The organism is Xanthomonas populi (genome assembly GCF_002940065.1).
In the GTDB taxonomy this organism is placed as follows: domain Bacteria; phylum Pseudomonadota; class Gammaproteobacteria; order Xanthomonadales; family Xanthomonadaceae; genus Xanthomonas; species Xanthomonas populi.
Window position 1 is genome coordinate 1 of sequence record NZ_MDEJ01000144.1, and the last position, 9,672, is coordinate 9,672.

A 9,672-nucleotide genomic window follows, 5' to 3' on the forward strand; every position below is an offset into this window, starting at 1 on the left:
GTCTGGAGCGATTACGCACACTGCCCGAACACGTCTACAACCAGATGGTCATGGGCTGAAAAACGTGGGGATACCTCAGTTTCTGATGGCATTTCTCTACGGAGAAAAACCGGCCAATTTCCCCTTGGTGGCGCGCTACGCCATTTCCAGATTCTCCCGTATCGCGCCGGCCTACCTGACCGTCGTACTAGCGTCCTATCTGATTTACAACCTGATCGACCCGCACTTTGTCTACGCCATCAGCCACGACAACCTGCTGCGTCACCTGTTGTTCTCCGGCAATGTGTCTGCGCTCTGGAGCATTCCACCCGAAGTCCAGTTCTACGTCGTCTTCGTGGGCATCTGGTTTTCGTTGCGCGCGTTCCGCACCAACAGCAATGTCACCCTGATGGTGGCAGTGCTCGGCACCATCCTGATGCTCATCGCCTACAGGGCGCATCTGCCCGGCACCTTCGTCGGCTCCAAGATCCATTATTTCCTGGCCGGCGTGGTGTTCGGCCTAGTGCGTACCCGGGTCGGCGCCAGTGTGAACATGACCACCCTGGCTGTCCTGCAGGCCGCCGTCATCGGACTGGTGCTGGGAGTGATTGAGGGGGTTGTCGATGTCCACCTCGGTTCCAAGCGCGAGCTCTATCTCACGCTGGAGACGGCCGGCTTCGCCGGAATCTTCGTGTTCCTGTTTTCGTTCGACACCGGCCTCAGCAAGCGCCTGCTCGGCAACCGCTTGATGATGCTCAGCGGCGAATGCATTTTTTCGATGTATCTGCTGAATATTCCGATCATCTATGCCGCCCTTGTGGTGATGGACGGCCTGCCGCCGAGACCGGCACTAGCCCTGCCGATCATCGCGAGCACCATCGCGGCCGCCTGGACGATGTATCGGCTGATCGAAATGCCGGGAAATACCCTGCTGCGCCGGCTGGGCACGTGGCTATTGCTGCGCCCAAGCAAAGCGCCGGTCGTCCCGCGGCGATCAAGGCCGCCGGATCGGTACTGATCCAGCACACGTCGGCCAGCGCGTGCCAGCCGAGCGTGCGTAACTGGCGCGTCCATCCGGCCCGACCCGGCCGGATCCACAACCGCCCCGGTGGACAGATCGACGGCGCACGGGGCCGCGAGCCCGCGTGCGCCCTGCTTCTATTATGTGACGGTACTGTAGGGTCCGCTTGCGTTGGAGACAGGAATCATGGGGGGACTCCTGCCTTCCCGCAGCACGATGCGCGCCGCCAGAGACGCCCTGTGCCTGCCAGCAGATGGATGTAGCGGGGCTTTCAATGGATGGATCAGGAAACACAGATCGACCCTCTGACCGGCATTCGCAGTCTGGTTGCGCTGCTGGTTGTCTACGAGCATCTTGGCGAACAGGGCTTTTTTTCTTCAACAGCGACCTACTGCGGCGCCTGCTGTTCTCCAATGTATCTGTTGAATGTCCCGGTCATTGATCTCGCCCTTTCCCTGCTCGGCAACCGTGCTCCACAGCTGCCCGTGTTGCTGGCGATCTTGAGCGCATCCTGGTTGACGTACAGGTTGCTCGAAGTGCCGGCCAATACCCTGCTGCGTCGCCTCGGCAGACGATTGCTGCGCCAGCCTGCAGCCGCCCTGGCCGTGCATCCGCCCGCCATTGCGGCAACGCCCACGCCGGCAGGCGACCACCCGTGCTGAGCCAGTGCCCGCCCGCGTTGCTGGCGGTGCGGCAACAGGACAGATGCCCCGTCGCGGTTGCACGGCGATTGCCCTCAAGACTCGCGGTTGCAGGCCGACAATATATGCAACGTTTCGAGGACTCTTCCATGGGCATCTTGATCTACCTGGTGCCTGCATTCGCACTCTGGGCGCTTATCGCCACCGGGCTGGCGTTCATACGTGGCCGGCAGCTGCTTGCCGAGTACGGCGAGCATGCGAGTACGCAGCACAGCCTTGCCCGCTACCAGGCTGCGCTGTCGCAGCTAAAGGCGCGTGCGGCCGCCAGCGCGCTGGAGCTGGAATCGCTGCAACGCAGCTACGCACTGCTCAAACAGTCGATGGAGCAGCAGGAGCAGAATGCGGCCGAGCAACAGGCCACCACTGTCCGGGTGATTCCGATGGTGATGGTGCAGCAACTGGACATCGCCAATGAAGTCGGCACCTTGTTTGCGCACGTGGCACGCGTTGCGCGCAGCCTGCGTCGCTACAGCGCCTACAGCCGCGGCCATAACGCGCCAGAGCCGAGCACCGCCCGCTACGACCTGCATTGGTTGGCCGATTGCCTGCACAGCTTCGACCAGATTGGCCATGCGTTGGTGCGCGGTAACGTCGCCGCGTTGATCACGGCCTGCCAGGACCTGCTGTCGATGTACGACCATTATTTGAAGGACGGTTCCGGCTACAACAGTCGCGACACCTTTCAGCGTTTGAGCAGCGATGTACCGCTGTCCGATGCCACCGACGCCATCCGCTCGATCATCGTCAAGGCCACGCTGGCGCAGGATGCACAGGATGCGGTGATGGAGGAAACAGTTGCGGCGAATGTGGCTTGATTCGGGATTCGGGATTCGGGATTCGGGATTCGGGATTCGGGAATCGCAAGAGCGTAGGCGTGGGCGCTGGGTTCTGTTGAGTCAACAGACAGATGCATGCTGTTCGACAGCGTCTCGGTGCGGGCTGTTGGGTAATAGCTGGTGTGCGATTGCCCATAAAAAAAGCGCACCGCTTGCGGTGCGCTTTTTCGTTTTCAAGCCTAGGGAATGGCGACGATAACTGCCTGCCTCAAGGTGCCTTTTGCGGCAATGCGTAAGCCACCACGGCATCGCCCGCAGGTGTTTCGATGAAGTGGTGGCCGCCGGCCATGACCACCAGAGACTCGCGGCCGCCGTGGGCGTACACCATAGGGTTTGCCTGACCGCCTGGCGGCAGCTTGGCATGCCGATCTCGATCGGTAAACCCGAGCGGATGTCGAACGGGCCATTGCCGCGCGCACTTCCGAACGGACGGTCCCACAGCGTCTTGCCGCTGGCCAGATCGATCGCACGGATGCCGCCATCCGGCGGCCGCTTGCACAGCAGCTTGGTGAACGGCAAACGCCAGCCGGCATTGACGTTGATCGCGTACGGCGTGCCAACTTGCGGGTCGCCCGCACTTTATGCGCCACCGACATCGCCACGCACTGCATCGCGCGGTGCCCAGCCCAGTGTGTCGGCCTTGGCGCGCGGCACCAGCAGGTTGTAGTTGGTCATGTCGTTGTCGTTGGCCACGATCCACGCCGCGCTGCGGATCCACCGCCACGCTGCCCCAATCCGACCCGCCGCTATACTCGATCGGATGACGGTCGGCTTCCGGTGGCGTGTAGATGCCCTTGACGCTGGCCTTGCGGAACTGGATGCGACATACCAGTTGATCGATCGGCGTCATCCCCTAAATGTCGCGCTCGGTCAGATCCGGCTTGCGCAACGGGTGATACAGCGAGAACGGCTGGGTCTTGGCGCGCATCTGCGGCTCCACAGGGCCACCTGGCACTGCGCGCTCTTCCACACCCACCAGCGACTTGCCGGTACGCCGGTCCGGCACGTACAACTCGCCCTGCTTGCTCGGCAACAATACCGCCGGCACGTTGACCCCGTTCTTGGGGAAGCCGATCAGGCTCGGCTGCGACCGCAGATCGTCATACCAGGCATCGATATGCGTGGTCTGCAAATTCCACACCGGCTTGCCTGTGGTGACATCCAGCGCCACCAGCGAGGTCGCATAGCGATTCTCCTGCGGCGTGCGCGAGCTGCTCCAGTGATCGGCGGTGGAGTTGCCCATCGGCAGATACACATAGCCCAGCTGTTCGTCGGCCGCTGCGGCGGTCCACATATTCGGCTTAACACGCGTCCAGCTCTGGCCCGGCGGCGGTGTGCCCTTCCACTCCGAATGGATCATCTCCCAGGCCCAGCGCAATTTGCCGGTCACTGCATCGAAGCCTGGGATCACACCCGACTGCTCGTAACGCTTCTGCCCATCCAGCACGCGATGGCCGGTGACCACTACGCCGCGCACAACGGCTGGCGGTGAATTGATCGACACATCGCCCGGCGGGGTCTGCCCCATACCGACCGTGATATCGACCTGGCCGTTGTTACCAAAGTGCGTGCTCGGCTTGCCGCTGCGTGCATCCAACGCGATCAGGCGGCCATCCAGCGTGCCTTCGATCACCCGCGTGCGGCACAACGCCGACGCAACGCCACCAACTTTCGACCCGCAACGGTGAAAGAGCCGCGTTCTTTGCTGCCCTTGTCGAAAAACACTGCGTTGCAGATGTCACCGCGTGCAATAAAAAACGCCGGCGATACGCCGGCGTTTTTCGTTCAACTGCATTGCTCGCTTGGCGCGATCACGCTTCGGTCGGTGGCAACTCGCTTGTGCTTGCTGCCGGTGCGACGGCTGCCTCGTCCACTACATCTTCCACTTCATCCAGCGACGCATCCAGACGTTCCACCGCCTGCAGCTTTTCGCCTTTTGACAAACGGATCAGCGTCACGCCTTGCGTATTGCGACCCACGCGCGAGATTTCCGAACCGCGGGTGCGTACCAGCGTGCCGCCATCGGAAATCAGCATCACTTCGTCAGTGCCGCCCAGCAATACCGCACGCACCAACTTGCCGTTGCGCTCGGTGGTCTGGATGCCGATCACGCCCTGCGTGCCACGTCCCTTACGCGGATACTCGGCCAGCGGCGTGCGCTTGCCATAGCCGTTCTCGGTCGCGGTGAGGATGTAGGCCATGTCGTCGTTATCAGCGACCTCGATCACTGCAGCATCGGCAACGTCTGTGCTCTCCACAACATCCTCAATGCCATCTTCCTCGACATCACCTTCACTACCCCCGGCACGCTCGGCCACGATCAGGCTGACTACCTCTTCGCCCTTGGTCAGACGGATACCACGCACGCCGGTGGCGGTACGGCCCATCGAACGCACCGTGGATTCGCCGAAGCGCACGGTCTTGCCGTTGGAGGCGAACAGCAGCACATCGCGGTCGCCATCGGTCAGCGCCACGCCAACCAGTGCATCGCCCTCATCGAGGTTGATGGCGATCTTGCCACGGGCCAGACGGAATGCGAATTCGCTCAGCGGGGTCTTCTTGACCGTACCGTTGCGCGTTGCAAAGAACACGTAACGGTTGTCGGCGTATTCGCGCACCGGCAGCACCGCCTGCACGCGCTCGCCGGGTTCCAGCGAAATCCAGTTGATGATCGGGCGACCACGCGCATTGGAGCCGGCTTCCGGCAACTGATACACCGGCAGCCAGAACACCTTGCCGCTGCTGGTGAAGGTCAGCAGCATGTCGTGCGTGTTGACCAGCCACAGCTGATCGATGAAATCTTCTTCTTTGGTCGTTGCGGCAGAACGGCCACGGCCGCCACGGCGCTGCGCGCGATACGCACTCGCGGGCTGGCGCTTGGCATAACCGGCGTGCGAGAGCGTCACCACCACGTCTTCCGGCGCGATCAGATCCAGGATGTCCAGATCTTCTTCGCTGTGTCGGATTTCGGTGCGACGCGCGTCGCCGTACTCTTCGCGGATATTGATCAGCTCGTCGCGGATCACCTGCAGCAGCACGTCGGGGTTTTCCAGAATGCGGATCAGACCCTGGATGACCTCGAGCAACTGCTTGTACTCGTCGGTCAGCTTTTCCTGCTCCAACCCGGTCAGGCGATGCAGACGCATTTCCAGAATCTGCTGGGCCTGCACTTCACTGAGCTGATAGAAGCCGTTGGCCAGGCCGACGCCCGGCGCCAGATCTTCCGGCTTGGACGCTTCGGCACCGGCGGCGCCCAGCAACGCACCGACCAGGCCCGGTTGCCAGGTCTTGGCCAGCATGCGCTCGCGCGCTTCCTGCGGATTGGCCGAGGTCTTGATCAGCTCGATCATCTCGTCGATGTTGGCCAACGCGACGGTCAGACCTTCCAGCACATGCGCACGCGCACGCGCCTTGCGCAGTTCGAAAATGGTGCGGCGGGTGACCACTTCGCGGCGGTGGCGGATAAACGCCTGCAGCATCTGCTTGAGGTTCATCAACTGCGGACGGCCGTCGATCAGCGCCACCATGTTGATGCCGAACACCGACTCCATCTGGGTCTGCTGATACAGGTTGTTGAGCACAACCTCGGCCGACTCGCCGCGCTTGATCTCGATGTAGATGCGCATGCCGTCCTTGTCGGACTCATCGCGCAGCTCACTGATGCCTTCGAGCTTCTTTTCCTTCACCAGCTCGGCGATCTTTTCGATCAGCCGCGCCTTGTTCACCTGATACGGAATCTCGGTGACGATGATCGCTTCACGGCCGTTGTCGGCCACTTCCACATCGGCCTTGGCGCGCATGCGCACGCGGCCACGCCCGGTACGGTACCCGGCGGCGATGCCGGCGGTGCCGTTGATGATGCCGGCGGTGGGGAAATCCGGGCCGGGGATGTACTCCATCAGGCCTTCGACATCCAGCTCCGGCGTGTCGATCAAGGCGATGCAGGCGTTGATCGCTTCGGTCAGATTGTGCGGCGGGATATTGGTGGCCATACCCACCGCGATACCGGCAGATCCGTTGACCAACAGGCTCGGGAACCGGGTCGGCATGACCGTCGGCTCCAGTTCCTTTTCGTCGTAATTGGGCTGGAAATCGACGGTTTCCTTGTCGATGTCGGCCATCAGCTCGTGCGCAAGACGCGACATGCGCGACTCGGTGTAACGCATCGCCGCGGCGGAGTCGCCATCGACCGAACCGAAGTTACCCTGGCCGTCGACCATCATGTAGCGCAACGAGAACGGCTGCGCCATGCGCACCAACGTGTCATACACCGACTGGTCGCCGTGCGGGTGGTATTTACCGATGACGTCGCCGACGATACGCGCCGACTTGAAGTACGCCTTGTTGCTGTGCGCACCCAGCACGTGCATGGCAAACAGCACGCGGCGATGCACAGGCTTGAGGCCATCACGGGCATCGGGGAGTGCGCGGCCCACGATCACGCTCATCGCGTAATCGAGATAGCTCTTGCGCATCTCGTCTTCCAGATTGACCTGGATGATTTCCTTGGCGGTTTCTGCCATTCGGGTTCCGTAATTTTGAGGTGGCGGGCGAGCCGGAAAGCCGCGTCGGGAGCACCCTGAGACAGGCTGCCGGCCTCACGCTCCCGCCGATCGATTCAAGCGCCGGATTGTACCACGAAGTGGCAGCCCGATGCCGCCGGTTTACCATCCAGAAACAAGCACTTGCAGGGAGTTTGCGCGGCGTTGGCGGCGTTATCGCACCGCGCCGGCCTTAGGCGCCGAATGCGGCCTGCATCTGCGCCAGGGCAGGCTGCGCGATCACGCCGCGCTCGGTGACGATCGCGTCGATCAAGCTGCCGGGGGTGACGTCGAACACCGGGTTCCATGCGTGGATGCCATCGGCCACCGTCCTGACCCCGCCCACGCCGAACAATTCGCCCGGATCGCGCTGCTCGATCTCGATCTGCTCGCCGTTGGCGGTGGCCATATCCACTGTGGACGACGGCGCCACCACCATGAACTTGACGCCGTGGTGGCGCGCGGCGATCGCCAGCTGGTAGGTGCCGATCTTGTTGGCGGTGTCGCCGTTGGCGCAGATGCGGTCTGCGCCGACGATCACCCACTGCACCAAGCCGGATTTCATCAGGTGCGCGGCGGCCGAATCGGCAATCAAGGTCGCGTCGATGCCGTCCTGCTGCAGCTCCCACACGGTCAGCCGCGCGCCCTGCAGCCACGGGCGGGTTTCGCCGGCAAACACCTTGGCAATGCGCTGCTGCGCCATGCCGGCGCGGATGACGCCCAGCGCCGTGCCGAAACCGGCAGTGGCCAGCGAGCCGGTATTGCAATGGGTCAGCACGCCGCTGCCCGGCGCGATCAGCGCAGCGCCGAGTGCACCCATATGCCGATTGGCCGCCAGATCTTCGTCGGCGATGGCCTGCGCCTCGCGCGCGATCACCGGGCGCCAGTCGGCGCCGGCAGCCACCAGCACGCGACGCATGCGCGTCAACGCCCAGGCCAGATTGACGGCGGTCGGGCGCGCGGCATTGAGCCGCAACAACGCCGGTTCGAGCTTCTGCAATGCCGTGCCGCCGTCGTCGCCATCGATATCGCGTGCGGCCAGCACCACACCCCACCCGGCCGCAATACCGATCGCCGGCGCGCCGCGCACGGCCAGCGAATGGATCGCCTCGGCCACCGCGTCGCTGGTGTCGCAACGCACATGTTCCACCGCGAAGGGCAGCTTGCGTTGGTCGAGCAATTCCAGGGCATCGCCGGTCCACAGCAGTGGGCGGATATGGTCGTAGCGGGCGTAATCGATCTGGGCGCTGTCGTTCATCCAGCTATTGTAGGGCGCGCGGGCAGCCCAGTCAGTGGATCCGCAGTGCTCAGCCCGTCGTCCGCACGCTGCAATGCATCAAACGCAAAAGCCTAGTTGGTCGAGGGCGCGGTGCCCTAACCGCTCGCGGGTCACGCCGTACATCCGTCCATGGAGGCCCTTTTTGATCCCAGGCTTTGATGGTGCACTCTTTTCCCTCGAATGGAAGCAAGCACGATGGGCCAGGTTCTGCACGGGAGCGCCACCACGACAGAGGCGATGTCGAGCGATACAACAGCGTCAAGAGAGGCTGAGAGCGCTTTCCAAGCGCGACGGCATCAATCAGAAGACGGGGGCGAAGTGGAAGAAGCGGACCTCGGTTCTCGATGTGCCAACCGGCCCGACGCATCCGTGTTCCAGCGTGTTGTCATTTGAGCAAGCTGGTTGCAGCGCAGTTCCTGCGCAATGTGATCCAGGCGGTGCCCTACGCCCTGTAGACGGTGCTGACGGATAATGGCATCCAGTTCACCAACCGCAGTTCCGACCGCTATGCCTTCGTGCCTCTCTTAGGTCGCGTCTGCAAAGAGCATGGCATCCAACACCGCTTGACCAAGGTCAAGCGTCCCTGGACCAACGAGCAGGTCGCGCGGATGAACCGGACCATGAAGCAACCCACTGTCAAACGCTTCCACTCCGACGATCACGCGCACCTGCGCGAGCATCTAGCCAATTTTATCGACGCCTATACCTTCGGTCGCAGGCTCAACGCCCTGAACGGGCTGACACCGTACGAATTTATCTGCAAGCAGTGGACATCCGAACCCGAGCGATTCAGGGTGGATCGGATGCATCTCATGCAGGGACTGAATCCTCGGCATCATCCCACCAGGACAACATGGCCGGGCCAGCCGCTGCCATGCCATCGGAGAATTCTGCAGGCCAGTTCCCCAGGTCAGGGCGCATGTCGCTCTACATGCCGTCCCCACCAAACACCAACGCACGCAATGAGACGCCGTGTTGGAGCGAACGCCTGAGTGGCTCCACATCGGAGCGAAAGAACGCGTCGCAGCTGGCACGTCGTAATAAAGCGCAACACGGCTGAGATGTGTCCCGGCCTTCGCATCCAATAGCCCGGTAGCGTCCAGAAAGCTTTGCACATCAGTGGAATAGCGCTGATATTTACCCTTCTGCTGGCCGCGCTCTATCCATTCACGACAGTCCTGTGCCAGCTTCCTCAACGATGGGTGCGGCGCGATGTGCATACGGACAGAGATCCTTGTTTTAGGAGCCTCTAAAAACCCCAGCAATCTGCCATCATTGACTTGACGCCCTGCCAGCGGAGAACGACAGACATGAT

5 protein-coding genes and 2 pseudogenes are annotated in these 9,672 nt (G+C 62.4%); 4 read left to right on the top strand and 3 right to left on the bottom strand.

Features of this window, described 5'->3' with window-relative positions:
- The 3 genes from XpopCFBP1817_RS17545 to XpopCFBP1817_RS17555 form a co-directional block, all read left to right on the top strand.
- Window positions 1-997: acyltransferase family protein (locus tag XpopCFBP1817_RS17545; protein WP_146090196.1), on the top strand; the 997-nt coding region annotated here is incomplete at its 5' end.
- Window positions 998-1,278: 281 nt separating this feature from the next.
- On the top strand, window positions 1,279-1,662 hold the full coding sequence (locus XpopCFBP1817_RS17550) for a hypothetical protein (RefSeq protein ID WP_128418100.1): 384 nt from the start codon (window positions 1,279-1,281) through the stop codon (window positions 1,660-1,662).
- A gap of 128 nt (window positions 1,663-1,790) precedes the next feature.
- Window positions 1,791-2,516, top strand: a complete 726-nt coding sequence (locus XpopCFBP1817_RS17555; protein ID WP_128418101.1) for a hypothetical protein — start codon at window positions 1,791-1,793, stop codon at window positions 2,514-2,516.
- 229 nt (window positions 2,517-2,745) lie between these two features.
- Here XpopCFBP1817_RS17555 and XpopCFBP1817_RS17560 read toward each other — a convergent pair.
- The 3 genes and pseudogenes from XpopCFBP1817_RS17560 to mtnA form a co-directional block, all read right to left on the bottom strand.
- Window positions 2,746-4,194, bottom strand: a pseudogene (locus tag XpopCFBP1817_RS17560) (PQQ-binding-like beta-propeller repeat protein); the annotation flags it as partial.
- A gap of 154 nt (window positions 4,195-4,348) precedes the next feature.
- A complete protein-coding gene (gyrA, locus tag XpopCFBP1817_RS17565) occupies window positions 4,349-7,060 on the bottom strand; it encodes a DNA gyrase subunit A (RefSeq protein WP_128418102.1) in 2,712 nt (903 codons plus the stop codon).
- Between the two features lie 211 nt (window positions 7,061-7,271).
- Window positions 7,272-8,336: an S-methyl-5-thioribose-1-phosphate isomerase gene (mtnA, locus tag XpopCFBP1817_RS17570; RefSeq protein ID WP_128418103.1), complete on the bottom strand. Its 1,065-nt coding sequence runs from the start codon at window positions 8,334-8,336 to the stop codon at window positions 7,272-7,274.
- A 216-nt stretch (window positions 8,337-8,552) separates the two neighbouring features.
- Here mtnA and XpopCFBP1817_RS17575 point away from each other — a divergent pair.
- Window positions 8,553-9,184, top strand: a pseudogene (locus XpopCFBP1817_RS17575) (integrase core domain-containing protein); the annotation flags it as partial.
- Between the last annotated feature and the right edge of the window lie 488 nt (window positions 9,185-9,672).